At 62.5% G+C, this 24,819-nt stretch carries 26 protein-coding genes and 1 pseudogene; 19 read left to right on the forward strand and 8 right to left on the reverse strand.

The window, feature by feature from the left end:
• Positions 1 to 272, forward strand: a 272-nt coding sequence (locus UNPF46_RS13260) for a helix-turn-helix transcriptional regulator (protein WP_142250304.1), incomplete at its 5' end; no start/stop codon positions are given.
• A gap of 821 nt (positions 273 to 1,093) precedes the next feature.
• Here UNPF46_RS13260 and UNPF46_RS13270 read toward each other — a convergent pair.
• The 3 genes from UNPF46_RS13270 to UNPF46_RS13285 form a co-directional block, all read right to left on the reverse strand.
• Positions 1,094 to 2,713, reverse strand: coding sequence for an MFS transporter (locus UNPF46_RS13270; RefSeq protein ID WP_142250305.1), 1,620 nt, complete (start codon positions 2,711 to 2,713; stop codon positions 1,094 to 1,096).
• Positions 2,714 to 2,793: 80 nt separating this feature from the next.
• Entirely contained in the window at positions 2,794 to 3,810 is a 1,017-nt protein-coding gene (locus UNPF46_RS13280; protein WP_142250307.1) for an MBL fold metallo-hydrolase, read from the reverse strand.
• 65 nt (positions 3,811 to 3,875) lie between these two features.
• Positions 3,876 to 4,748, reverse strand: coding sequence for an alpha/beta fold hydrolase (locus tag UNPF46_RS13285; protein ID WP_142250308.1), 873 nt, complete (start codon positions 4,746 to 4,748; stop codon positions 3,876 to 3,878).
• Between the two features lie 292 nt (positions 4,749 to 5,040).
• On the opposite strand from UNPF46_RS13285, the gene UNPF46_RS13290 reads away from it, so the two are divergent.
• Complete coding sequence (locus UNPF46_RS13290; protein WP_100179905.1) at positions 5,041 to 5,961, forward strand: ring-cleaving dioxygenase; 921 nt, start codon at positions 5,041 to 5,043, stop codon at positions 5,959 to 5,961.
• Here UNPF46_RS13290 and UNPF46_RS13295 read toward each other — a convergent pair.
• Positions 5,895 to 6,884, reverse strand: a complete 990-nt coding sequence (locus UNPF46_RS13295; protein ID WP_100179906.1) for a LysR family transcriptional regulator — start codon at positions 6,882 to 6,884, stop codon at positions 5,895 to 5,897. The two genes, UNPF46_RS13290 and UNPF46_RS13295, sit on opposite strands and share 67 nt — an antisense overlap.
• 262 nt (positions 6,885 to 7,146) lie before the next feature.
• On the opposite strand from UNPF46_RS13295, the gene UNPF46_RS13300 reads away from it, so the two are divergent.
• Positions 7,147 to 8,073, forward strand: coding sequence for a helix-turn-helix domain-containing protein (locus UNPF46_RS13300; RefSeq protein WP_100179907.1), 927 nt, complete (start codon positions 7,147 to 7,149; stop codon positions 8,071 to 8,073).
• Between the two features lie 18 nt (positions 8,074 to 8,091).
• On the opposite strand, the gene UNPF46_RS13305 is transcribed toward UNPF46_RS13300, so the two are convergent.
• Both UNPF46_RS13305 and UNPF46_RS13310 read right to left on the reverse strand, forming a co-directional pair.
• Positions 8,092 to 8,724 (reverse strand): isochorismatase family protein, encoded by a 633-nt coding sequence (locus UNPF46_RS13305; RefSeq protein WP_100179908.1) that lies wholly within the window; start codon positions 8,722 to 8,724, stop codon positions 8,092 to 8,094.
• A 13-nt stretch (positions 8,725 to 8,737) separates the two neighbouring features.
• On the reverse strand, positions 8,738 to 9,553 hold the full coding sequence (locus tag UNPF46_RS13310) for an alpha/beta fold hydrolase (RefSeq protein WP_142250309.1): 816 nt from the start codon (positions 9,551 to 9,553) through the stop codon (positions 8,738 to 8,740).
• Positions 9,554 to 9,867: 314 nt separating this feature from the next.
• Here UNPF46_RS13310 and UNPF46_RS13315 point away from each other — a divergent pair, with 314 nt between their 5' ends.
• The 8 genes from UNPF46_RS13315 (at position 9,868) to UNPF46_RS13350 (ending at position 16,594) form a co-directional block, all read left to right on the forward strand.
• Positions 9,868 to 10,518, forward strand: coding sequence for a hydrolase (locus UNPF46_RS13315; RefSeq protein ID WP_100179910.1), 651 nt, complete (start codon positions 9,868 to 9,870; stop codon positions 10,516 to 10,518).
• A gap of 26 nt (positions 10,519 to 10,544) precedes the next feature.
• Complete coding sequence (locus UNPF46_RS13320; RefSeq protein ID WP_142250310.1) at positions 10,545 to 10,835, forward strand: XapX domain-containing protein; 291 nt, start codon at positions 10,545 to 10,547, stop codon at positions 10,833 to 10,835.
• On the forward strand, positions 10,832 to 12,718 hold the full coding sequence (locus UNPF46_RS13325; RefSeq protein WP_142250311.1) for an amidohydrolase: 1,887 nt from the start codon (positions 10,832 to 10,834) through the stop codon (positions 12,716 to 12,718). Before UNPF46_RS13320 ends, UNPF46_RS13325 begins: the two co-directional genes overlap by 4 nt.
• A 1-nt stretch (position 12,719) precedes the next feature.
• Positions 12,720 to 13,184 carry a DoxX family protein gene (locus UNPF46_RS13330; protein ID WP_142250312.1) on the forward strand — a complete coding sequence of 155 codons (465 nt, stop codon included), beginning with the start codon at positions 12,720 to 12,722 and terminating at the stop codon, positions 13,182 to 13,184.
• Entirely contained in the window at positions 13,184 to 14,116 is a 933-nt protein-coding gene (locus tag UNPF46_RS37470) for a glyoxalase (RefSeq protein WP_181769911.1), read from the forward strand. Before UNPF46_RS13330 ends, UNPF46_RS37470 begins: the two co-directional genes overlap by 1 nt.
• Before the next feature lie 14 nt (positions 14,117 to 14,130).
• Positions 14,131 to 15,546, forward strand: coding sequence for an alginate export family protein (locus tag UNPF46_RS13340; RefSeq protein ID WP_142250314.1), 1,416 nt, complete (start codon positions 14,131 to 14,133; stop codon positions 15,544 to 15,546).
• A gap of 1 nt (position 15,547) precedes the next feature.
• Positions 15,548 to 16,237, forward strand: a complete 690-nt coding sequence (locus tag UNPF46_RS13345) for a YoaK family protein (protein ID WP_142250321.1) — start codon at positions 15,548 to 15,550, stop codon at positions 16,235 to 16,237.
• A gap of 105 nt (positions 16,238 to 16,342) precedes the next feature.
• Positions 16,343 to 16,594, forward strand: coding sequence for a hypothetical protein (locus tag UNPF46_RS13350; RefSeq protein ID WP_430649783.1), 252 nt, complete (start codon positions 16,343 to 16,345; stop codon positions 16,592 to 16,594).
• On the opposite strand, the pseudogene ribB reads toward UNPF46_RS13350, so the two are convergent.
• Both ribB and UNPF46_RS13360 read right to left on the reverse strand, forming a co-directional pair.
• Positions 16,553 to 17,538 (reverse strand): annotated as a pseudogene (ribB, locus tag UNPF46_RS13355) (3,4-dihydroxy-2-butanone-4-phosphate synthase). The gene UNPF46_RS13350 and the pseudogene ribB sit on opposite strands and share 42 nt — an antisense overlap.
• 142 nt (positions 17,539 to 17,680) lie before the next feature.
• On the reverse strand, positions 17,681 to 18,304 hold the full coding sequence (locus tag UNPF46_RS13360; RefSeq protein ID WP_142250315.1) for an Lrp/AsnC family transcriptional regulator: 624 nt from the start codon (positions 18,302 to 18,304) through the stop codon (positions 17,681 to 17,683).
• A 510-nt stretch (positions 18,305 to 18,814) separates the two neighbouring features.
• Between UNPF46_RS13360 and UNPF46_RS13365 the strand changes: the two genes are divergently transcribed.
• From UNPF46_RS13365 to UNPF46_RS13400, 8 genes are all read left to right on the forward strand, one after another.
• Positions 18,815 to 19,159, forward strand: a complete 345-nt coding sequence (locus UNPF46_RS13365) for a VOC family protein (protein ID WP_245448461.1) — start codon at positions 18,815 to 18,817, stop codon at positions 19,157 to 19,159.
• 90 nt (positions 19,160 to 19,249) lie between these two features.
• Complete coding sequence (locus UNPF46_RS13370) at positions 19,250 to 19,774, forward strand: flavin reductase family protein (RefSeq protein WP_142250316.1); 525 nt, start codon at positions 19,250 to 19,252, stop codon at positions 19,772 to 19,774.
• Between the two features lie 114 nt (positions 19,775 to 19,888).
• On the forward strand, positions 19,889 to 20,758 hold the full coding sequence (locus UNPF46_RS13375; protein WP_092252326.1) for a branched-chain amino acid ABC transporter permease: 870 nt from the start codon (positions 19,889 to 19,891) through the stop codon (positions 20,756 to 20,758).
• Positions 20,742 to 21,773, forward strand: a complete 1,032-nt coding sequence (locus UNPF46_RS13380) for a branched-chain amino acid ABC transporter permease (RefSeq protein WP_246668644.1) — start codon at positions 20,742 to 20,744, stop codon at positions 21,771 to 21,773. The genes UNPF46_RS13375 and UNPF46_RS13380 overlap by 17 nt, the downstream gene beginning before the upstream one ends.
• Positions 21,770 to 22,495, forward strand: a complete 726-nt coding sequence (locus tag UNPF46_RS13385) for an ABC transporter ATP-binding protein (protein ID WP_142250317.1) — start codon at positions 21,770 to 21,772, stop codon at positions 22,493 to 22,495. The genes UNPF46_RS13380 and UNPF46_RS13385 overlap by 4 nt, the downstream gene beginning before the upstream one ends.
• Positions 22,488 to 23,207: an ABC transporter ATP-binding protein gene (locus UNPF46_RS13390; protein WP_142250318.1), complete on the forward strand. Its 720-nt coding sequence runs from the start codon at positions 22,488 to 22,490 to the stop codon at positions 23,205 to 23,207. Before UNPF46_RS13385 ends, UNPF46_RS13390 begins: the two co-directional genes overlap by 8 nt.
• A 104-nt stretch (positions 23,208 to 23,311) precedes the next feature.
• Positions 23,312 to 24,076 carry an enoyl-CoA hydratase/isomerase family protein gene (locus UNPF46_RS13395; RefSeq protein ID WP_142250319.1) on the forward strand — a complete coding sequence of 255 codons (765 nt, stop codon included), beginning with the start codon at positions 23,312 to 23,314 and terminating at the stop codon, positions 24,074 to 24,076.
• A partial coding sequence (locus UNPF46_RS13400; protein WP_142250320.1) for a creatininase family protein occupies positions 24,077 to 24,819 on the forward strand: 743 nt, incomplete at its 3' end.

The following is a 24,819-nucleotide window of genomic DNA, read 5'->3' on the forward strand; positions in this document are numbered from 1 at the left end:
CGGATGCTGCCGGCATGAGTCCATCTTCATTCCATGAACACTTCCGGTCGATCACGTCGCTGACGCCTTTGCAGTTTCAGAAGCAGTTACGTCTCATCGAGGCGAGACGCATGATGCTCTCGGAGGGGGCGATGATCAGCACCGCGGCTCACGCCGTCGGATACGAGAGCGTACAGCAGTTCACGCGCGAGTACGGTCGATTGTTCGGTATGCCGCCTGCAAAGGACATGAAGGCCACCAAGGCGAAGGGGCGAGTCGAAGCGGCAGCGTGATCGATTCCAGAATGACGTTTGTGCCGGTAGCTGGCGCAAAGTCGTCGCCACGGCATATCTGACGATCCGACCCATCGGTATGAATTGCCGACGGTTCGTCTCAAAGTATTCGATCAGCTCGTCGAGCTCGTCCTGCGTGGGCCGTCGGTCACGCTCTTTGCTCTTTCCAACCAAATTGAGGTGACTTAACGCGACGCGTGCGAGGCGGGCTTCCTCGGCCGAAACCTCGATGCCATGCACAGCGGCGGTATGCGTTATGATCGTGCGGATGAAGGACAAATCGATCGCCGATGTCCGCGGGGCCAGCACCCTGCTTGGCACGCTTTCTTCCGAACTCGATTAGCCGCTCTCGATTGAGAGCGGCAGCTTCACACTGCCTAGCTCAGTCTTGAGCGACGCCATCACGGCAGCTTTTGATCGGCGAGGTAAGTCGCCACGCGTGTGCACTCCGGCTTTCGTGTGCACTAGGTGTGCACCGAGAGGTCAAAACGGATACAAACGTCTGCAATTTCGGCTAGTTTGGAGTGCACACGTTCGTGCTTCATCCCCTTGAGAGTGTGCACCGAGAGATCAAGAAAAATCTACTGACGGCAAATCTGAACAGCCGGTCCGAGGCGTCTCGCCTGTGGGGAGGAGGCCGCTATTCGGTGTAAGGGTGAAGAATGCTGATGTGGGCAGTTCGATTCGATCCCGCTACCAAGGCTGTGATTTGTGCTCCAAACCACGATTTTATCCGATTTCTCACGCTAGATGGTAGCGCCCCAACGTCGGCATATCAGCATCTACGGCAATGACTGTTTGCTGTGCGTGCCAAGGCCGGTTTACCGAAACTTGGCGGCGATGAAGTGGGTTACCCTGGTCTCGGCCGCGGCGCTGAACTCGCGGATGAGGTCCTGAACAGATCTGTCGGTGTTGGTCACGCGCTGGTGTTGCCGCAGGTGCTCGAGCCAAGACGCGACCATGAATGTCTCCAGAAAGCGTCCGCTCTCGGCGGCGTCTTCGAAGACATCCCAAGAATATGCGCCATCACGCCTTCGCTGTTGTTCCAAGTCTCTGATGGAGACGAGGAAGGCTTCGCGGCGCTCCGGGGAGAGGCGGTATTCGACCGTAATCAGGACGGGCCCGCGGTCAGCGTCTGCGTCGATTGCCAGGACAGGTGAGGGCCAATGCATCGAGGGCGCAAGGTCGATGCCTGCACCGGTTTGAAGCTTCCAACGCCAGGTCAACGCGATTCCTGCGAGGGCGCCCGCAGCGGCGAGGAAGTGTGCCGCAGGTAAGCCGAGTCCAGAGGCAATTTGACCCCAGAGCGCGCTGCCGGCGGTCATCGCGCCGAAGAACACGGTGACGAAAATCGCCAACCCCCGGCCGCGCACCCAGTCCGGCAGTGAGACCTGAACTGAAACATTGACCGTCGCGAGGACGCCGATCCACGAGATACCCGCGATCAGGCACGCTGCGAGGCCGATCTCCGGGTAACGCGCGATGCCCAGGAGGATCAGACTAAGCGCCGTGCCGGCGGTGCCGGCCGCAACGAGCCCGTCGGGCCCGAAGGTCGTCTTCATCCAGGGCAGTATGAACGCACCGACGACGGCACCCACGCCGATCGCTCCGAGCAAGATGCCGTAGAGTGCTGGACCGCCCGCGATCTGATTGCGCGCGACGAGCGGGAGCAGTGCCCAATAGGCGCTCGCGAAGAAGAAGAACGCCGCCGCTCGGACGAGTGTCGCACGAAGCTTCGGATTGAAGCGCGCATGGCGGAAGCCGGTCACCATGGCGCCAGCGAGACGTTCCGGTGGCAGCGCGCTGCCTTGCGAGGACGCCGGGCGCCACCACAGGAGCGCTCCGATCACGGCGAAATTGCTCAGCGCATTGATCCAGAAGGGTGCCGCGATGCCGAACCCGCCGATGACGGCGCCACCCAGCGCCGGCCCGATGGCTCTGCTGATGTTGACGCCTACGCCGTTGCCGGCCACGGCCGCGGTCAGGTCCTGCCTCGGGACAAGCTGCGGGACAACCGACTGCCATGCGGGCGCGGTGAAGGCAGCGCCGGCGCCGAGCAGAAACGTGAACAGCAGAAGCATGGGCGGAGTGACGAGGTTGAGCCCGACGAGCACCGCACTTGCTGCCGCGATGATGGTAAGGACGATTTCACAACCGATCAGGAAACGGCGCTTGTCGACCGTATCCGCCAGCGCGCCGGCCGGCAGCGCGAACAGAAACATCGGAAGGCTGCTCGCGACCTGAACCAGGGAGACGGTGAGGGGATTGGCATCGAGGCTGGTCATCAGCCATCCGGACGCAGCGTTGTACATCCACGTGCCGACGTTGGCGACGACGGTCGCGATCCACACAACCGTGAACGTGGTGTGCCGAAATGCGATCCATGGAGAAGCGTTGGGCATTGCGGGCGACGGATCGGGCTTTTCGTCGGATAGGGGCATCGGTTCACTCAATCGATCGAACTCTGCCCGCCCATAGGCCGGCAACGCCGGATCAAAATGCTCGAACTTCGAGCGTTGCGTCAGTCATTCGCCGGTTTCAACACGGTGGTGTAGTTCGCCGGTAGCCACTCGAACCGGCCATCGACCGAGCGGATATGTCCGATTCCAGGAAAGGCGATGTGAGCCGCCGCGATCCACGTCGACGTCCGCGCGGCCCGAGCGAAGGCTGCCGTGCGTTCCAGTTCCGCCGACAGCGGATTGCTGTCGTAAGTCACGGTCACGGCGGGATCGGGAAACTGGATCGGCGCAACATGGACGAGATCGCCCCAGACAAGCAATGTTTGCCCTTCGCTCGAGACCTCGTATGACGTGTGGCCTGGGGTGTGCCCGGGAGTAGGAATTGCGCGGATCCCCGGCGAGAGCTCCTGGCCTTCTGAGAAGGGCTTCAGCTGGCCGGATTCCCTGTAGGGCTTCAACGAGGCGCGATCGCCCTCGAACATCGGCTTGAGGAATTTGGGAGCTTCATTCTCGTTCTTGGCGTCGAGCCAGTAGTCGAGGTCCTTCTGGTTGACCCTTATGGTCGCATTGGCGAACGCTGGCTTTCCTTCCGGAGCGATGCCGCCGACGTGATCGGCATGCAAGTGCGTGAGATAGATCTCGTCGATCTGCTCCGGTCTGTATCCGGACGCACGCAGATTTTCGAGGAGGTGCCCGCAACATGCGCCATAGAGGCTGCCTGCGCCGCTGTCGATCAGAATGAGCCTGTCTCCCGTGTTGACCAAGAAGGCATTGATCGAGCCTTCCACCGGGGCCGCGAGATCGGAGGCGGCGAGCACGGCATCCGCTCTACCGGGATGGCTTTCCGCGAGCTTCACGGCTTTCCGGTCTCCGCCCGGCATCGTCTCGTTCCTCGTCATCACGTCGTGGACGGGAAAGGGGTGGGGCCCGTCGAGCAAGGCCGTTATCTCGACGCGGCCGAGCATGATGCGGTAGAAGCCCGGCGCCTGGGTGCGGACCTGCGGAGCGCCGGCATGCACCTGGCCATGAGATAGTGAGGATACGAACGTCAATATCGCTACGATACGGATCGGCTTCATCCTAGTCTCCTCATCTCCAGGTGCTTCGGTTCAGTCGACCGCGTGACATGGCGCAATTGACGATCTCACCCCTTCCAGCCCTTCAGAAAATCGAGAAGAAGCTTGTTGACCCGTTCCGGCTGTTCTTCCTGCGGAAGATGGCCGCAACGTTCGATCGGGGCGACCGAGAGGTTTTCGGCCATCTCGCTCCAGACCGCTTTCATGTTGAAGAGGCCGCCGACGGCGCCGAAGTCTTCACCCCAAAGGGAAAGCACGGGGCACCGGATCTTCTGCTCGGCGTCCTCGAGATCCTGCGCGATGTCTTCTGCGCCGGCGCGATAGTCGGACATCGCGCCCCGTACGGCGCCAGGCGCGCTGTAGGACTTCACATAGGTCTCGAACGCCTCGCCGGAGATCGTCTTCGGGTCGTGGCACCAGTCGGAGAAGAAGTGACGAAGCCAGATGTCCTCGCGTCCCGCGATCAATGCCTCGGGCAGATCGGGGATTTGGTGGAACATGAAGAACCAGTATTCGCGGGCGACTTTCGCGTTCATCTCGCGCGCCACGATGCGGGTTGGAACGTTATCCATGACGACGAGGCGATCGACCAGATCCGGGTGGTCCTTGACCAGGCGGGTCGCGACCCGCGCGCCGCGATCGTGTCCGATCAGTGCCACGCGCCTTACGCCGAGTGTCTTCAAGAGCTCGACGATGTCGTTGGCCATCGTCCTCTTGTCGTAGCCGTTCGGCGGCTTGTCGGTCTCGCCGTATCCGCGCAGGTCCGGCGCGATCACCCGGTAGTGGGCGGCAAGCGCCGGTATCTGGAAACGCCAGGCGAAGCTGGTCTCCGGGAAGCCGTGCAGCAGAGCGACCGGGGGGCCGGCCCCGGCCTCCAGATAGAACTGGCGGATGCCGTTTGCCCGGCAAGTTGCTCGACGAATGGCGGTCACCGATCTCATGCCCGGGGTGCGAGGGTTTTCGGGCGCGATCCTTCGTCAAGTCGGAGGTAACTGATTGCAGGTTTTCACGGCGTTTTGCACGATTGCATCGCTGCAGCTGCGGGAACGCCCGGTCAGGTGCCGTATTTTACCCTGGCGGCGGTTCCAGGATCGGGAGAAAGTCCAAGACGCGCGGCGATGTTCGGGATTGTCTGTTCGAAACGAGTAGCAACCGGAGGGAGAACGAGGACCCGCGCGCGGAGATGGTGCTCCGAACGGACGGCCTCGGGACCGAGGATTAGGCAGCAATTGCGTGAACGCACGGGGACTTCATCACGTCACAGCGATCATCGGCGACGTACGGCGCGCCGCCGACTTCTACGCGGGTGTGCTGCGGCTCAAGCGGGTCAAGAAGACCGTCTGCTATGACGACCCCGGCAGTTACCACGTGTACTACGGCGACGACGTCGGCAATCCGGGCACCGTAATGAGTACGCTGGCCTGGAATTGCGTGACGCCGGGGCTGACCGGCGCCGGCGAGGTGGTGCAGACCGCCTTCCGCGTCGCAGGGGATTCACTCGACTGGTGGGCGGATCGGCTCGCTTCTGCGGGCGTGACCTATCGATCGGAGGTGTCGCCCTTCGGCGAGCGGACGCTCTGTTTCTCGGATCCCGATGGTACGGCCCTCTCGCTGATCGAGACATGGGAGGGACGATCGGGGCAGGCGGACCCAAACAAGGCTGATCTCGCGCTGCGCGGCCTTCATGGCGTCACGCTGAACGTCCGCGAGGAGGATGAGACCATCGACATCCTTCAGAAGGTTTTCGATTTCCAGTTGGTCTCCCAGAGAAATGGTGCCATGCGCTTCGTGGCTCATGACGGCCCGGGCGGGACGATCACCTTGCGCATGATCGGAAAGTCATCGCGTGGGCGCCTCGGCGGCGGCACCATCCGGCACGTCGCCTTCCGCGCGAGCAATCTCGATCATCGATCGGAGATGGTCGAGAAACTCCGGTCGGTGTACGGCATCGTGGTGAGCGATCCCATCGAGCGAACCTACTTGAACGCAGTCGGCTTTCGCGCGCCTTGCGGCGTGCTTTTCGAGATTGCGACTGACGGCCCGGGGTTCGCGGTTGACGAGGCGCCGGAAAGGTTGGGCCAGCAACTTCAGCTGCCGTCTTTTCTCGAAGAGCGTCGCGCCGAATTGGCGGCGATCCTGCCTCCGCTCGCTTGAACTGCCTGTCGACCGTTGCGAGCTCGACCTTCCATGAAATCGGTCAGTCGCGGGCACATGAAGTCAAGGAATGCTCTCACGCGAAAGGGCAGCCGCGGTCCGCCGTGATAAAGCGCGTGTATTTGCTCTTCGTCGCCTGCCGTGCCCTCGAGCACTTCAACCAGGTGGCCAGCCGATATGTCGTCGCGAACGTGATAATCGGCGAGCCTTGCAAGGCCGATGCCCGCGATTGCCATTCGCCGCAGGCTTTGAGCGTTGTTTGCGAGCAGCGAGCCGCTGATTGCGCGGTCGACAATTCGCCCGCTCTCCTTCAGAGGCCAGACCGGGGCAGAGCGTCGGAAATTGAATCCTAAGCAATTGTGACGTGAAAGGTCCTGAACCTTCTTCGGCTTTCCCAGGCGATTTATGTAGTCTGGAGATGCGACGATCCTTCGTTTGACGACCCCAATGCGCCGGGCGACCATTGCGGAGGCCTGCAAGGGACCGACGCGGAAGGCGACATCGGTCCGGTCGAGGTACATGTCGACGATTTCGTCGGAGAGCGAGATGTCGACCACGATCTCGGGGTGAGCTTGCCAGAAGGCGGGGAGCAGCGGCTCAAGGCCGAGAATGCCGAAGGAAACCGTAGTGTTGACCCGAATCGTTCCGCCCGCGGCGGCTGCCCCCCGAGAGATTCCGCGTTCGATGCCATCGAGCTCGGCCAGCAGCGCGACACTCTTGTCGTGGTACATCCGTCCCTCGGATGTCAGCGACAGCCGCCGCGTCGAACGCTCGAACAGTCTGACGCCAAGCCGTGCCTCGATCCTTCCGATGAGCTTGCTGACGGTGGACGGCGTCATCAACAGTCGACGCGCCGCCTCGGAATAGCTCTTGGCTTCGACCACACGGAGGAAGACCTGCATTTCGCCGATGCGATTATCCATCGCGTATCCATTTTTGAAATTGTTTCACAGATAAAGTGGAATTAGGACGGATTATCAAGTCCGCCAAATGTCACCTATTCTGGGTCATCGTTTCCTTCTGCAATCGGTTTTCCGGTTGGCAGCCTTGCTGGCGGATCAGTGACTTGAACGAGGACGACTATCGCTCTATGAGGAAAATCGATGCGGTGGATGTGATCCGCACGTGGTCCTTCGGACTCACGATGGCCGCATATCCGACGATGGATAGCTTTGAACACCTCCGATGATGGAAGAGTCCGATAGCACGGCGGCCGGCTTCTATGGGCGTCGCCTCAGCCAGCACCTGGGAATGGAGGGTGACTGCCTGCTGAGCGTCAAGCGCGAAGGGCGATTGGCCCTGGCGATGACCCGGCTGACCTGCTCCCAATTCATTCGGGAGCGGACCGCGCCGATTCCTTCCGAGCCGGCCTACAGCATCCTGCACCAGCTGGGCGACCTCGAACGGCATTCCTGCTGGCTCGCGGGACGACCGAGGTATTCGGGAGCTTTCGGTGCGGGGAGCGTCAGCGTTATCAACCTGATGGACAATCCCCAATGTGAGTTCAAGGGCCCGTTCGATGCCGTCCAGTACTACGTGCCACAGACGGCCCTCGACGAGTTCGCCCGAGAGCACGGAGCCAAGCCGATCTCGACGCTCAAGTGGAGCAGGGATCAGCGTGATCCCTTCCTCTCGACCCTGTCCAGCGTTCTGCTCAGCGCAGTGGAGCAGGATCCGACGAGCAATCAGCTCTTCGTCGATCAGATCGGGTTGAGTGTCCTGGCTCATTTCGCCCAGACCTACGGCGGAATGCGCCCACAGGAAAAAGCTGCGGGTGGAGGCCTTGCTCCCTGGCAGGAGCGTCGCGCGAAGGAAATCATGCGAGCGCGTCTCGCCAGCAATTTGACGATTGCCGACGTCGCCGCGGAATGCAAGTTGACGCCAAGCCATTTTGCGAGATCGTTCCGACGCAGCACGGGCGTTGCCCCGCACGAATTCCTGTCCCAGCTTCGCATCGATGAGGCGAAGCGCCTGATGTTGAGCACGAAGCTTCCGCTGGCCGACATTGCGCTTATTTGCGGCTTTGGCGACCAGAGCTACTTCACCAGGGTGTTTTCCCGCAATGTGGGGGCCAGCCCCGGAGCCTGGCGAAGGGCCCGCTCCGAGGGCTGATGCGAGCTCGGCGTTGTCTCAACCGGGGCGGATCATGTCGCGGGCATAAGCCAGGCCGATCCCGTATCCCCCGGCATGGGATTCGACGATGGCGCGTGCGCCATCGTAGGTTTCATGCCTCGTCCAATCGCGCTGCATCTCCAGCAGAACCTGGATCCAGGACGTGAGGCGCGCGCCGGCGGCCTGCATCCGGCCGAGAGCCAGGTCGTGGCTTGCGGTCGTCAATCCTCCGCAGGCGTCGCCGACGACGTAGACTTCCAGACCGGCTGATAGGGCCGAAAGCACCGCGAACGTCACGCAGGCCTCGGTCAGCAGGCCCGAAACGATCAGGCGGCTTCGACCGGTGGCGAGGATGGCCTCGCGAGCCTTGTCGTCCTCCCACACGTTCATGCTGCGCCGGTCGATCGGCTCGACGCCTGGAAGCGCCGATTTAACCGCCGGCATCAGCGGCCCGCTGTACACTTTCGTCGCCGAGGTGGAGGCGACGACAGGCAGGTCGAACACCGTCGCGGTCTTCACGAGCGCGACCACGTTGTTCACGAGAACCTGCCGATCGATCGAACCCACTCCGAAAGCCAGACCGGCCTGTTGGTCGATCAAAAGCAGGGCACAGTCCCTGGGCTCGAGCAGATGAAGAGGATCCTGGGTCATCGACTTTCTCCGGCTAGGCCTTCAGGAATGCAAGGAGGTCTGCATTGACCTGGTCGGCATGCGTCGTCGCCGTCGCGTGCGGAGCGCCCGGATAGGTCTTCAACTTGGCGCCCTTGATCATCTCGGCGGCCAGCTTGCCCGTGAAGGGGAGCGGCACGACCTGATCGTCCTCGCCGTGGATCACCAGGGTGGGCACGCCGATCTTGGCCATGTCGGGCCGGAAGTCGGTTTCTGAGAATGCGGTCACACAATCGATGGTCGCCTTGATCGACGCCTGAAGCGCGATCTGGAGGGTCTGCTTGAATACGCCTTGCGACACCTTCATGCCGTGGTTCGTACCGTAGAAGAGCGGGCTGAAGTCGTCGAGGAACTGCGCGCGGTCCTTGATCAGGCCGGCCTTGATGCCGTCAAACACCGACTTGTCGACGCCGTCATGGTCCGAGGTCTTGACGAAGAGAGGCGTCACGGCGCTGAGCAGGACGAATTTGGCGACCCGCGACGTGCCATGCCGCGCCACGTAGCGCGCGATGTCTCCGCCGCCCATGGAGAATCCGACCAGCGTCACATCCTTCAGGTCGAGATGATTGACAATGTCAGCGATGTCGTCGGCGAAGGTGTCGTAGTCATAGCCTGTCCAGGGCTGGCTCGACCGGCCGAAGCCCCTGCGGTCGAACGCCACGGCTCGGTAGCCGCGCTCGGCGAAGAAAAGCATCTGCGCGTCCCACATGTCCGCGCTGAGCGGCCAGCCGTGGCTGAACAGGATCGGCTTTCCGCTTCCCCAGTCCTTGTAATAAAGCTCTGTGCCGTCCCGCAGTTCAAGCAAGGCCATTGTTCGCTCCTGTGACGAAAAGATGAAGGGCGAACGACATTCTGCTCGAGCGTTCGGCCCTCCTGCGCGCAAGGTCGCGGATGGTGTGCGGATTGGCTTGCACGATCTGCGCGTCGTTTGGACAAGCTGGCGATCTCCGACCGGCGCTGCGGACATGCGCTCGGCAATTCGCCGCACCTAAATGATCATCGCGCCGAAATCCAAGCCGCGACGAAATCGTCCAAGCGTTGGCCGGCGTTCAGGGTTCACGATACAGCCGCCCATCCATCCCCTTTCGCTCGATCGCTCATGCCGATCGCAAGGAGAACTTCTCGATGTCGAAACTCGATATGCTCACCCCCGACAACAGCGCGATCGCACTGATCGACTATCAGCCGGCCATGTTCCAGGGCGTTCAATCGCATGACCGCCTGGTCACGGTTAACAACGTCCAGATCCTGGCAAAGGCCGCTAAGCTCTTCAAAATTCCGACCGTGCTGACCACGGTGGCGCGAGATTCCTTCTCCGGCCCCTTCATGCCGGAAGTCACCTCGCTGTTTCCGGAGCACGACATCATCGACCGCACGTCGATGAATTCCTGGCTCGACGCGAACTTCCGAAAGGCGGTGGCTGCCACCGGTCGCAAGAAATTCGTGCTAGCCGGTCTCTGGACCGAGGCCTGCGTGATCTTTCCGACCCTGGACATGCTCAAGGAGGGTTACGAGATCTACATTGCCGCCGATGCTTGCGGTGACCTCTCGCTCGAAGCCCACAACCGCGCGATGGAGCGCGCCATCCAGGCAGGGGCGGTTCCCATCACCTCGTCGCAATACGCTTACGAGCTTCAGCAGGACTGGGCGCGCAGCGAGACCTACGAGGGAATGATGGACATCCAGCGCGCGCATTCGCCCTACGGGATCCAGATCCGCTTCTCGAAATGGGCGCTCGGCGAACATGCGTCCGAAGGAGGCGCGAAAGCCGGCTGAACGTCCTCCAATCGCGGATCACCGTGATGAAAATCTATCTGTTGTCCCTCGGCGCCGGCCTTTTGGTCGGCGTCATCTACAGCCTGCTGAACGTGCGCTCGCCGGCGCCTCCGTTGGTGGCGCTGGTCGGGCTTCTCGGCATCCTCGCCGGTGAGCAGATCGTTCCCGTAGCCCGACAGTTGCTTTCCGGGCACGGGCTGGCGTCGGCGTGGCAGCAGGCCAAGTGCGCTCCGCACATGTTCGGCATGCTGCCTGGACGCCAAAACGACCAATCGAAAAGTGCCGCCTCGGTGGACGGCCTGGAGAAACATTCATGAGCTCCGCACCCGATATCATCCTGCATCGTGGTCTGTTCACGACGCTCGATCGCTCGAACCCGACGGCTTCGGCGGTCGCGATCGCCGATGGCCGCTTCGTCGCGGTCGGGCACGATCAGGACGTGATGAAGCTGGCGGGGCCGTCCACGAAGATCGTCGATCTCAGGGGACGGCGCGTGTTGCCGGGCCTGATCGACAACCACCTTCACATCATCCGCGGCGGTCTGAACTTCAACATGGAGCTGCGCTGGGACGGGGTACGCTCGCTCGCCACTGCGATGGACATGCTGAAGCGGCAGGTCGCCGTCACGCCACCGCCGCAGTGGGTCAGAGTGGTCGGCGGATTCACCGAACACCAATTCGCGGAGAAGCGGCTTCCGACGATCGACGAGCTCAACGCCGTCGCGCCCGACACGCCGGTCTTCCTGCTGCATCTCTACGATCGGGCCATCCTCAACGGCGCGGCGCTGCGGGCCGTCGGTTATGCTAAGGACACGCCAGAACCGCCGGGCGGCGAGATCATGCGCGATACCAAGGGCAATCCGACGGGTTTGCTGCTGGCCAAGCCCAACGCCAACATCCTCTACGCGACTCTCGCCAAGGGCCCGAAACTTCCGTTCGATTATCAGGTCAATTCGACGCGTCATTTCATGCGCGAATTGAACCGGCTCGGCGTCACCGGTGCGATCGACGCCGGCGGAGGATTCCAGAACTATCCCGACGACTACGCCGTCATCCAGAAGCTGAGCGACGAAGGCCTCCTGACGATACGGCTCGCCTACAACCTTTTCACCCAGAAGCCCAAGGGCGAGAAGGAGGACTTCCTGAACTGGACGAAAACCTCGAAGTACAAGCAGGGTGACGACTATTTCCGGCACAACGGTGCCGGCGAGATGCTGGTGTTCTCGGCGGCCGACTTCGAGGATTTTCGGGTCGCGCGTCCGGACATACCTGCGGAGATGGAAGGCGAGCTCGAGGAGGTCGTTCGCGTCCTCGTTCAGAACAAATGGCCGTGGCGTCTCCATGCCACCTACGACGAGACGATCTCACGGGCGCTGGACGTTTTCGAGCGCGTCAATCAGGACATGCCCCTGGAGGGCCTGCACTGGTTCTTCGATCACGCCGAGACGATCTCGGACCAGTCGATCGATCGTATCGCGGCGCTCGGCGGCGGCATCGCCGTGCAGCACCGGATGGCCTATCAGGGCGAATACTTCGTCGAGCGCTATGGGGCGGGCGCCGCCGAGGCGACGCCGCCGGTCAAGAAGATCATCGACAAGGGCGTCAAGGTGTCGGCCGGTACGGACGCGACCCGCGTTGCGTCCTACAACCCCTGGGTCTCTCTGTCCTGGCTCGTCACCGGCCGGACCGTCGGCGGGTTGCGCATCACGCCCCAGCGCAATTGTCTGGATCGCGAGACGGCGCTGCGGATGTGGACCGAAAACGTGACATGGTTCTCGAACGAGGAGGGTAACAAGGGGCGGATCCAGGTCGGCCAGCTCGCCGACCTCATCGTCCCGGACCGGGACTACTTCTCGTGCAGCGAGGCCGAGATCGCCGATACGAGTTCGCTGCTGACCATGGTCGGAGGCAGGATTGTTTATAGCGCGGGAGACTTCGCCAAGCTGGAGAGTGTCACACCTCCGCCCGCCATGCCGGACTGGTCTCCGGTCCGCCGCTTCGGCGGGTACGCGGCCTGGGCCGACGAAAAGGCAAAGACGAAGGACACCAGCCTTGCGATGAAGGCCATGCAGATGTGCGGTTGCGCCAATTCCTGCGGCGTCCATGGACACGACCATGCTACGGCCTGGTCGAGCCGCTTGCCTGTCTCCGACCTCCGAAGCTTCTGGGGCGCGCTGGGATGCGCCTGCTGGGCGGTCTGACATGCCTGCCGCAGCCACACCGAACTGGATCTCCGTGATCCTGCGCTGGCCGTTTCTGTGGCATGCGGCCAGGCTGGCTCTGGTGTCGGCCTATCTGCTCGGCGGCTTCACCAAACTGCTCGATTTCGCGGGCGCGGTGGCCGAGCAGGAACATTTCGGCCTGTATCCGGGCTGGCTGTGGGCGACCGCCGCTATCGTGGTCGAACTCGGCGGGTCTCTGCTTGTCGTCGTGAATCGTTTCGTGTGGCTGGGAGCCGGCGGGCTCGGCATCCTGACGTTCGTCGCGATGCTCACCGCAAACGCGTTCTGGACGATGGGCGGCCATGAGAGATTCATGGCCACGAATGCCTTCTTCGAGCATCTCGGCTTGATTGCGGGGCTTGTCATCGTATCGATTCTGTCCAATGAGACTTCGCATCGCCCGGACCGGGCGCCGCGATCTCAATCCGTCCAAGGAGTTTCCTGATGAAATCAACACGGATGTTCGCTGTCGTGGCGTTGGCGGCGGCTGTCGCGGTGAGCTCGCCGGTCGTCGCCAGGGAAGCGACGAAGTCGAAGGAGCAGGCTGTTGCCGTTGCCCCGCAATACGACACAACGCACGTCTACGTCGCGCCTGAGGACGTGGACAAGTTCGTGTCCAGTTTTCTGGCCACGTTTGGCGGCAAGAGCACCAAGCAGGTGGTCGCAACCGTAACGCCCACGCCAAGCAGCACCACGTCGCAACTGTTGCAGACGCCTGTCGGCACCGTCTCGCTGTTCGGCTTCAAGACGCCGATCCCGTATCCGTTTGGCGCCGAGCGCAACGGCTATCTGGTTGCGGACATGGACGAGGCGATCAAGGCGGCCCGCGCTGCGGGGGCTGACGTGATCGTCTCCACCTTCCCGGATCCCATCGGGCGCGATGCCGTGGTCCAGTGGCCCGGCGGCGTCAACCTCCAGCTCTACTGGCATACGACGAAACCCGACTACGCTCCCTTCGAGCGGATTCCGGAGAATCGCGTATACGTCTCGCCCGACCGGGCCGCCGCCTTCACCCGGAGTTTTCTTGCCTTCTCCCGCGGCAAGGTCGTCTCGGACGACGCGAAGGCGCCCGGCGTCGAGATCGGAAGACCCGATTTGACCTACCGGCGCATCCGGATCGAGTCCCCATTCGGGAAGATGGTCGTGTTGGTCACCGACGGTCATCTGCCCTATCCCTACGGTCGGGAGACGACGGGTTATGAAGTCGCTGACCTCGCAGCCACCCTCGGCAAGGCGAAGGACGCCGGAGCCACAGTGCTGGTCGAATCCTACACGTCGAGCAGCCGGTCTGCTGCGTTCGTCATGTTCCCCGGCGGGTACGTCGCCGAGATCCACTCCCTTGGCCCGAAGAGTGCATCGCGGGCGGACGCCAAATGAGGTGACGTCCGCCGATGCTGGCACGGGGCGATATGCGCAACTTCTGGATCGTTCTGACGCTTGCGACCCTTGGCGCCGGCGTCGGGTTCGCGCGGGCCGAGGACGCTGCGGTCTCCAAGCGGCCAGCGATCCAGGCGAACCGCTGGGCAGAGGACTGGTCGGTCCTTGCCGATCCGAGGTTGCGTACCGAACCGTTTGACGGGCTCAAGTACATCCCGCTTTGGGCCACCGATCCGAAAAGCTACGTCTCGCTGGGGGCGACGCTGCGCGAACGCTTCGAGACCAATAGCGCAGCGGCGTTCGGCACCGGCAACACGTCCTCGGACAGCTATCTCATACAGCGTTTGCAGGTCCACGCCGACATTCACTTCAACGAGAACTGGCGCGCCTTCGTGCAGCTCGAGGACGATCGGGCCTTCGACAAGCTCAACATCTCCCCTGTCGACCAGGACCGTGCCGACCTTCGCCTTGCCTTCCTCGAATACGTCAACATTTTCGCGGGCGGGACCCTGAAGGCGCGCATCGGACGACAGGACTTCGCCTTCGACCTGCAGCGCTTCGTATCGTCGCGGGATGGTCCCAACGTCAGACAATCATTCGATGCGATCTGGGCCGACTGGGAAACCGGCGTCTGGCGGTTCATCGGCTTTGTCAGCCGCCCCGTCCAATATTTCGACGTTCGCCCTTTCGACGACACCTCGAACGACAACTTCCGCTTCAGCACGCTCCGGGTCGAGCGGAAGGTCATGGGTGACAACGAGCTGTCGGGCTACTACTCGCTGTACGAGCGGAAGAGCGCCAGATATCTCGATGCATTGGGCGACGAAAGCCGTCACGTTCTGGATGCGAGATTCGCGGGAAAGTCCCAACAGTTCGACTGGGACCTCGAAGCCATGGGGCAGGCGGGTCAGGTGGGAGCGAAGGATATCCGTGCCTGGGCCGTCGGCACGCGGATCGGATATACATTGACCGGTGTTCCCTGGCTGCCGCGCATCGGCCTCCAGTTCGACGCTGCTTCGGGCGACCATCGCTCTGGAGACGGAACGCTGGGAACGTTCAATCCGCTGTTCCCGAATGGCTATTATTTCACGCTGGCCGGATATGCGGGATATGCGAACATCCTTCACCTCAAACCCTCTATAACCATCAGTCCCGCGGACCGGCTGAAGGTGATGGGAGCGATCGGCTTGCAGTGGCGCGAAACGACGGCCGACGCGATCTACGTCCAGCCCAGCGTGCCGATAGCGGGCACCGCCGGGACGGGCAGCAATTGGACGGGAGCCTACGGCCAGCTTCGCGTCGACTACGCGTTCAACGATCACCTTACGGGCGCCATCGAGGCCGTGCATTTCGACGCCGGTGACACGATCATCCGCGCTGGTGGGCACACCAGCAACTATCTCGGTGTCCAGCTTCAATACGGTTGGTGACATGCAACGGAATATACTTCTGCTTCCGCTCCTCATGAGCCTGAATGCCGGCTTGGTCGATACCGCCGGCTTTCTTGCGCTCCAGGGATTGTTCACCGCGCACGTCACGGGCAACTTCGTTACTTTCGGTGCGGCCATGGTGTTGGGGACATCCGGAGGCCTGGCGAAGCTGCTCGCTCTCCCCGTCTTCTGCTTCGTCGTGGTTGTCAGCAGAATCCTGAGCTTCTATCTCCCCGCAATGGGACTCCCGATCTTCCGCTCGATGCTGGCCATCAAGACGATACTTCTGGCGGCAGGTGGCGCGTGTGCCGTCTACTTCGGGCCATTTGTCCAAGGCGACAGCTGGCAGGCGATCTGCACCGGCATGATATTGGTTGCCGCCATGGCCATCCAGAACGCCGCGCACCGCATCCATATGGGCACCGAACCTCCCAGCACCTTGATGACGGGCACGACCACCCAGATCATGATCGACGTCGCAGACGTTTTTCGCGGCGCGCCGGCGTCGGTGCAAATTGTCGCCCGGCCGCGGCTCGGCAAGATGGCCGCAAGCGTGGCTGCCTTCGCATTGGGATGCGCAGCCGGCGCCTGTCTCTATGCAAAGTTCGGGACGTGGTGTTTCGTCCTGCCTCCGCTGATCGCGTTACCGGCGGTGTTTCTGGCGGCCACCGAGCCGAAGTGGCGTGAGTGATCGGGATTGAAGGAGCTGACGAAAAGCTTGGTCGGTCACGCAAAGCGGCACCGAGATTCTTGGGCCGCTGAACAAGCTTAAAAGTCGTCCCGGAACGCTCGGTCCGTGTCCGGGGCGCTCGGCTACGAATCGGTGAGCGCGTTCATCACCATGTTCAAGAAGGCGCTTGGCAAGTCGCCGGCGCGCTACTTCTCCGAGCGCGAGGCCGGCCGGACTGGGCCGGGAGAGATCTGTCGCGAGACGAACTGCAAGCTTCGCCGGGTGCCTGAGGTGCGGGACGCGCTCAATGGACTTTCGCAACGCAGTCGGCTGGAGTTAGAGCGCTTCGTTTCGGACGATCTCGATACCGAAGCCTGACAGTCCCTTGAAGTGATGCGTCGACGACGTGAGGTGACGGATGGAGCTGATCTTGAGATCCCGCAGGATCTGGGCGCCGACGCCGATCTCGCGCCATTGCCGATTGCGGTCGTCTTCGCGCGAACCGATCGGGCCTAGCGGGGCAGGCGGAACGCCCGCCGCGCCGTCGCGCAGATAGACGAGCACGCCGCTGCCATTAGGACGTTGGTGCCGTCGCCCAGTTCTCCGTAGATATAGGCGACGTGATGAATGGGGTCGAACGGCGAGCGATACGAATAGCCCTGGAGCGGGCCGATCGGGCTCTCCGCCGTGACGCTCGAGACGCGCTCGATCAGCGTCTCGCGGGCCTGCCGGAAGCTGATGAGGTCGGCGATGGTGACCTGTTTCAGCTTGTGCTTGTCGGCGAATGCCGCGACTTGCGGACCCTTCATCACTGAGCCATCGTCGTTCATCAGTTCGCCGATGACACCGACCGGCTCGAGACCTGCCAGTCTGCACAGGTCGACGGCGGCCTCGGTGTGACCCGAGCGCATGAGTACGCCCCCCTCCTTTGCGATCAGAGGGAAGACGTGTCCCGGCCGGCAAAAATCGCCGGCGCCAGCGTTGGGGTTGGCGAGTGCACGGCAGCACGAGGCCCGCTCTTCGGCCGAGATGCCCGTTCCGTTATCCGGCCGGTAGTCCACCGACACGGTGAACGCCGTGTTGTGAGCCGAGTCGTTGTTGAGAACCATCGGGTGAAGCCGCAGGCGTCTCGCGTCTTCGAGGGTAATCGGAGCGCAAACGATTCCCGATGTATGGCGGATGATGAAGGCCATTTTCTCAGCCGTGCACCGCGAGGCGGCGACGACGAGGTCGCCTTCGCCCTCGCGATCGTCGTCGTCGGTGACCACGACGATTTCGCCGTCGGCGAACGCCTGCAGGGCCGCTTCGATCGATGCCGTCATCTCGGTCGCTCTGCTCGCTGGAGTCGACGTGTGCTTGCGTTGGGTCGTGTGCGGACTGTCAGGCTCTGAGCGCCGCTCGAGCACTCTGCCGATCTTGATTTCACCATTATTGCTAACTGGCCGGAGCCCATGGCGGGGCGCCTCATAGTCTTTCCACGCTGTAGCTGGGACAATTGGTGTCGAGCCCGATCGGCGCGTCGGACAGCAAAGGACCAGCTGCGTCGTATCGGGGTCTTGGAGAGCGCTCCAGAGGGCGCGAGGGGAGGGCGCAAGCCTTCACGGTGACCGGCCGATTGGTGTCGATCGGCAGCACCGTCTTGTACGAAATACGCTTGAGGGCCAGATTTGATCGAATGCTGCTGACACCGGGGATGCGGGACAGTTTGTTGACGATGAGGTCTTCGAGATCTTCGATGTCAGCCGCCATGACGCGGAGCATGTAGTCGCTCTCGCCGGTCATCAGATAGCATTCCATCACCTGGGCCAGTCGGTCAATGGATCGGGTGAAACTCTCGAGTGACGTCTGGACCTGCTTTTCCAGCTTGATCTGGATGAAAGCCGTTATACCAATGCCGAGCACGGCGGGATCGAGAAGAGCGATCCGTCGATCGATCACGCCGAGTTTTTCGAGTGTTCTGACGCGAGCCAGACACGGCGACGGCGAGAGATTGACGCGTGATGCGAGTTCAACATTGGTCAAGCTCGCATTCTGCTGGAGCTCGTTGAGGATCTTGATATCTATTCTGTCGAGAGAGGTTGTCGACATCGCGTGTCTCCCAAATCTGGCAGTCTTCTTGCGGCGCTTATCACCATCGTTTGCGGGGCGATGACAATCGCGTGGTAAACGCTAACCGCAATTGCGCTTGTGGGATTTCGACAAATCGCCGACTTGTATCGAAAAACCGTCAACCTTCGGATTGTGCGTTGCGATCAGGGTGTTAGTTGCCTAATTTCGATACATTTTTTGCACATGCGATATGCAGGCCGATGTTGATCCAACGGATCGATCACGATGCAACGGTCGGCGCTTCATCGAGTGGCTCCCCCTGGCACTTGACGGGATGTGCAGCAGAGCTTCGGTGTCGAGTGTCGCAACTCTGCGGCCCTGTTTCGTACGACCGCCTTTCGCCGAGTGTCGCCGTGGTCCCAGGTCGCTGCAGCATAAAATGCTGATGAAGCTTCTGCGACACGCGTTGTTCAAGCAGTAATGCTGAAAGGCTCGAGCGACTATTCATCCACGATCGCACTAGGGCGGCGGACGGTTGGATTGTCGAGCGTGAAACTGAAGCAAGTCTATCTGACAGCGAACGATCCTGGACGCCTGGCCGAGTTCTATGAAGGCTTGGGTCTGAAGGTGCGCTTCGCTGATCCCGGCAAGTGGATCCAGTTCGTCAGCGATGCGGCTGCGTTCTGCGTCGCCGACCCGATGGAGTCCGCGTCGGAACAACTCAAGGATGCCGTTCTCGTCTTCGATGTCGACAACCTGGAGGCCGCTATGGAGCGTGCCGCAGCCATGGGTGCGCAAGTCGGCGCGGTTCGAGACATGGCCAGTCATGGCCGTGCGGTGAAGGTGCGGGATCCGGGCGGCAACGTCATCCAGTTCTATCAAGCAGCCGGATAGTTCAGACGTTCACCGGGGCAGCGCTGCATGCCCGGACTCACAATCAGACAAATAGGGCGCATCCATCTCGTGAATCCAAGAGTCGTAGCCATGTCGTCCGCAACACCGCCGCTGTCCGAACCGAGCCCACTCGATGCCGCAGCATTCCGCGCTGCAATGCGCAACGTGCCGGGCACCGTGTCGATCGTCACGACAGGCCGGGCGCCGAACCGTCATGGTCTGACACTGACGGCGGGCTGCTCGCTGTCGGCGGCTCCGCCCAGCGTGCTGGTTTGCGTCAATCGATCTGCCGGTGCGCACGACACCATTCTCAGCAGTGGGTCGTTCTGCTGGAATATTCTGGGGGTCGAGCATCGCGATCTGGCGCTCAAGTTTTCCGGGCAGGACGGCAGCAAGGGCGATATCCGCTTCGGCGACGGTTTGTGGTGCGATCTCAAAACCGGAGCACCAAGTCTGGTCGGCGCGGTCTGCAGCTTCGATTGCCGCGTGTTGAATGCTTACAGCGACAGTAGTCACACCATCTTCACCGGAGAGGTGGTGGCTCAGACGACGAGAGCCGGATGTGAGGCGGTCGTCTACATCGACGGATCTTTCGCCGCGCCAAAGGCGGTCTGAATCACAGGACGACGTCCGACGCCGCTACGTTTCCGCCACAGCCAAGATGGAACCGATCTGCATGCAAGGAAGACGAAGACTTTCCATCGCGCATCCATCAGCGGTCGGTCGCTGATGCTGTCGCTCTGGCTCAATGTAATCGCCGGCGGGGTGCTCATCGGGCTGGTTTACGGGCTCGTCGCGCTCGGTCTCACGATCATCTTCGGCGTCATGCGCGTGGTCAATTTCGCTCATGGCGAGATGGTCGTGTTCGGGATCTACATCGGATACTGGACTGTTCGAATCTGGGACGTCCCGATCGTTCTAGCCGCCGCGATCGCCGCGGTCGTCATGTTCGTGTTCGGCTATCTGCTGGAGACGCTCGTCGTGAAACGGTTCGTCAATCGGCCGCATCACTATCAGTTCATCGTCTTCATCGGCCTCTCACTGCTTTTCAGCGGCGTATTGCTGATGTCGTTCGGTCCGGACCCGCGGCCGACGGCGTCTCAGCTGTCCTTCCAGACCGTGAGCGTGGGACCGCTCACCTTGGATTGGGCCCGCATCCAGGCGGCCGCTACGGCCGGACTGCTGATCGCCGCACTGGGAGCCTATCTGAAGTATTCCGCATTCGGCCGATCGCTGCGGGGCGCCGCCAATAATCGACTGGGCGGACTGGTGGTCGGGCTGAATATCCCTCGGGTCTATGCGGTGACCTTCGGCATCGGAACCGCCTGCGCTGGCGTCGCCGGCGCATTGATCTCGCCGCTGTTCGATGCGCAGCCCTATCTCGCAGTCGACTTCACGCTGCTGGCCTTCGTGACGGTGATCGTCGGCGGTCTGGGCAGCTTCGGCGGCGCTCTTCTGGGCGGCCTGACGATCGGGGTCGCCGAAGCGATCGCGGCCTTGATGTTCACCCCGTCGATGAAAACAGCACTCCCTTACGCGCTCCTGATCATCATCCTGATTTTCCGTCCGAGGGGGTTTTTCGGTGCAAAGGACATCTAATCAGGCCAGCGACACCAAGCGTTGGAGCGCCGGCGCTCTGGTCTTCGCCGCGCTCGCCGTGGTGGGTGGCATGTCCAACGCCTACGTCATCTCGCTCCTGACGATCGTCCTGTTGTTCACCTTCATGGGACAATCGTGGAACCTGATGCTCGGGATCGGCGGGCAGTTATCCATCGGTCACGCGCTGTTCGTTGGAATCGGTGCGTATGCGGTGGCGATCCTCAACATCAAATACGGCGTCACCCCGTGGATCGGTCTGCTGCTGGGCGCCGTGATTGCGGGCTTCGTCGGCGCGGTGCTCGCGTGGCTGAGCTTCCGCTTTGAGGTCCGTGGCATCTATTTCGCGCTGCTCACGATCGCAGCCGCCGAATTCGCCCGGATCATGTTCGGCGGGTGGGACTATGTCGGCGGCATGCAGGGCCTGTTCTATCAGGCGCCGAGCGGCGCGATGGACCTCGGGATGCTGCGCGGTGACGCGCGGTTCTACTACTTCGTCGCGCTCGCGCTTGCGGCCATCGGCGTCGCGGGAACGGAGCTGATCTCGCGGTCCTATTGGGGCTATGTCTGGCGGGCGATGCGGGATGACGACGAGGCCGCCCGCGCGCTGGGGGTGCGGACGTTTCGCCACAAGGTGCTGGTTGTCTCGATATCGGCCGCGACGGCCGCGATCGGCGGCGGCGTGCTGGGCCTGGTGCAGGGCGCTATCTTTCCGGATTCGATCATGGGCATGGCGATCTCGGTCGACGTCCTGATCGGCCCCGTGGTCGGCGGATTGGGCACTGCGTTCGGCCCGTTGGTTGGCTCGATGGCCGCAATCCCGCTGCATCACGCCATGGGAGCTCTCGGCGACGCCCTGGGGCTCCCCGGACTGAACAGCGTCGCCTACGGGGCGGTGCTGATCCTGGTCGTGTGGTTTCTGCCCGACGGCATCTGGCCGTCGATCGTCCGGCTCTACGGGGCGACCCAGCTGCCGGCGCGCGGCCGGATCCCACAACTGCGGAAGGTCGAGGAATGACCGCGCTGCTCGAAGTGAAGAACCTGACCAGAGCGTTCGTTGGATTGGTCGCGGTCAATGACGTCAGCTTCTCACTGCAGGCAGGGCGCATCACCGCCCTGATCGGGCCGAACGGCGCCGGCAAGACCACCTGCTTCAATCTCGTTGCCGGGGCGCTGAGACCGACCGCCGGGCAGGTGCTGTTCGAGGGGCGTTCGCTCGAGCGCGAGCCGCCCGAAGCGGTGTGCCGCATGGGCATAGCCCGCACCTTCCAGATCGTCCGGCCGATGAAAGATATGTCGGTGCTCGAGAATGCCATGGTGGGCGCCTTCAGCTGGACGACGAACGTCAAGGAGGCGCGGGAGAAGGCGTATGAGTCGCTCGAAAATGTCGGGCTCGCCGGCAAGGCGAATGCCCGTACGGATCAGTTGACGTTGCCCGATCGCAAGATGCTGGAGATGGCGAAGGCGCTCTCGACCCGCCCCAAGCTGCTGTTGCTCGACGAAGTGATGGCGGGGCTGCGTCCGACCGAAGCGGCCGGCGTCGTCGGCGTGCTGCACAGGCTCGCCAAGGGCGGATTGACGATCTTGCTGGTCGAGCACGTGATGCGGATCGTGATGGAGGTGGCGTCGACCGTGGTGGTGCTTCACCACGGCGCCAAGATCGCCGAGGGCAAGCCGTCAGAGGTGGTGGCGAATCCTGCGGTGCTGGAAAGTTATCTGGGAGCCGGCTTCCATGCCTGACGACGCGCTTCTCGCCATCGACGACCTGTGCGTGGCCTACGACGGCTCAAATGCGCTGAACGGCGTGTCGCTCCGCATCGGCAAGGGTGAACTGATCTGCGTTGTCGGCGCCAACGGCGCCGGCAAGACCTCTCTGATCCGATCAATCGCGGGGATCGTGCCGTCGTCGGGCGGTTCCGTCAGGTTCAACGGAGTCGATATCTCGCGGCGACCGCCGTGGGACATCTGCGAAATGGGCATCGCTCAGGTCGCCGAGGGCCGCCAGATCTTCGGTGCGCTCTCTGTCGAGGACAATCTGCTGATCGGAGGCTCGCTGAAGCGGGCCAGGCACGCCCGGGCAAACACGCTTGATTTCGTCTATCAGCTGTTCGGGCGACTTCGCGAGCGCCGCGACCAGCTCGCCGGCACGCTCTCCGGCGGCGAGCAGCAAATGCTGGCGATCGGTCGCGCGATCATGTCGAAGCCGGAAATCGTGATGTTCGACGAGCCGTCGATCGGGCTGTCGCCGGCGCTCACCGACGTAATGTTCGGCGTCGTGAAATCCCTCAACGAGCAGGGCATCACGGTCCTTCTCGTCGAGCAGAATGTCGCCAAGTCGCTCGCGCTGAGCAGCCGCGGCTATGTGCTCGAGAACGGCTCCGTGGTGTTGCACGGATCGAGCCGCGATCTGCTCGATACCCCCGATGTCCAGCGCGCCTATTTGGGATTGTGAGGCGCGCCGTCTCGGCGAGGCGTCGGGCAGTGCCGCTCTCGTCGCGCCGCCGTTTGGTCCACCGCTCCCCGGCTGTTGCAGCCGCTCTCGCTTGGGTCTCGCTTATGAACACTGCCACTTCTCTCCTGATCGAGCGTGATCAAGACCTGGTCACGATCACGATGAACCGGCCGCCGGCCAATGCGCTGAATGCTCAACTCATCGTCGAGTTACTGGAGGCGATCCGGCGCTTTGCCGACGACGAGAATCCGCCCGGCATTGTGCTCACCGGAGGCGGCGACCGCTTCTTCAGCGCAGGCGGCGACATCAAGGAAGTCGTCGGGATCGATGTCGCGAGGCCGCGCATCCGGTTCTTCCACGAACTCCTCGTGGCGATGGAGAACTATCCGGGCCCGATCGTCTGCGCCGTCCGCGGCTATGCGGTCGGAGGCGCCCTGGAGTTTCTGCTGCATGCGGACTACGTCGTGGCCGATGCGTCGTGCAAGATCGGGTTCCCGGAAATCAACCACGGCCTGCTGCCGGTGACCAAAGGCATGCGCCGGGCCGTCGAGAAGCTCGGCGTGCGGGCGGCACAAGAGCTGCTGTATTGGGGCGAGCTCGTCGGCGCGGAGCGCGCTGTGGCGATCGGCGCCGTGAACGAGATCGTCGCGACCGAGGAGGTCGCGTCCCGAGCGCGAGACGTGTGCGGCGCGTTGCGGCAGAAAGACCGCAAGTTGTTCCACGCCATCAAACGATCGCTCAACCTCACCAGGCAAATGAGCGATCAGGCGCTCGAAGAAATGACCGTGGCCGACCTCGACGCCTATGTCACAGACGAGAGCTCGATTAATGTGCGTGCGAGGTTTTTGTCAAGGAACAGTAAGGGCTGAATGATGGCGCGCGGATATCCCGATCAGATCTATCTGGAGCAGATGAGCCACGAGGAAGTCGCCGCGGCGCTGGCCGGTGGGTGCACGACGGTGGCGATCCCGCTGGGGGCCGTCGAGCAGCATGGACCGCATTTGTCTTTGGGCATGGATGCGGATCATGCCGATGCTCTGGCCGAGCGGATCGCGCGCAGCCGCGGCAACACGCTGGTGGCGCCGACCATCAGGGTCGGCTGCTCGTCTCACCATCTGCCATTCCCGGGTACGATCTCGCTACGGCCGGAGACGCTGGAAGCGATCTGTGTCGATTATTGCACAAGCCTGGCGCGGCACGGCTTCAAGCGCATCCTGATTCACTCGGGTCACATCGGCAATTTTCCGGTCCTGAAGGACATGCTCGGTCGCTTGCGCGAGGCCGTCCCCTCGGATGTTGCGATCCTGGCGTTCTTCGACGCCACGAAATGGATCGACACGTGGCGCGATGCGGTGCGCGAAGCCGGAGGAGACGTGTCGGCCGTCGGCGGCCATGCCGACATCGCCGAGACGTCGCTGATGATGGTCATTCGGCCCGACAGCGTCAGACCGGACCGCTTCGAGGTGGGTCATCTTGGCGGCTTGTCGGAGGCTGATCTCGAGCTGATGTGGAAGAACGGCATCCGATCGGTTTCGCATAACGGCGTGATCGGAAGTCCGTTCGGCTCGAGCCACAACATCGGCGAAGCGTGCCTCGCGGCGGTTGCCGAGGT

Source organism: Bradyrhizobium sp. UNPF46, assembly GCF_006658625.1.
In the GTDB taxonomy this organism is placed as follows: domain Bacteria; phylum Pseudomonadota; class Alphaproteobacteria; order Rhizobiales; family Xanthobacteraceae; genus Bradyrhizobium; species Bradyrhizobium nitroreducens.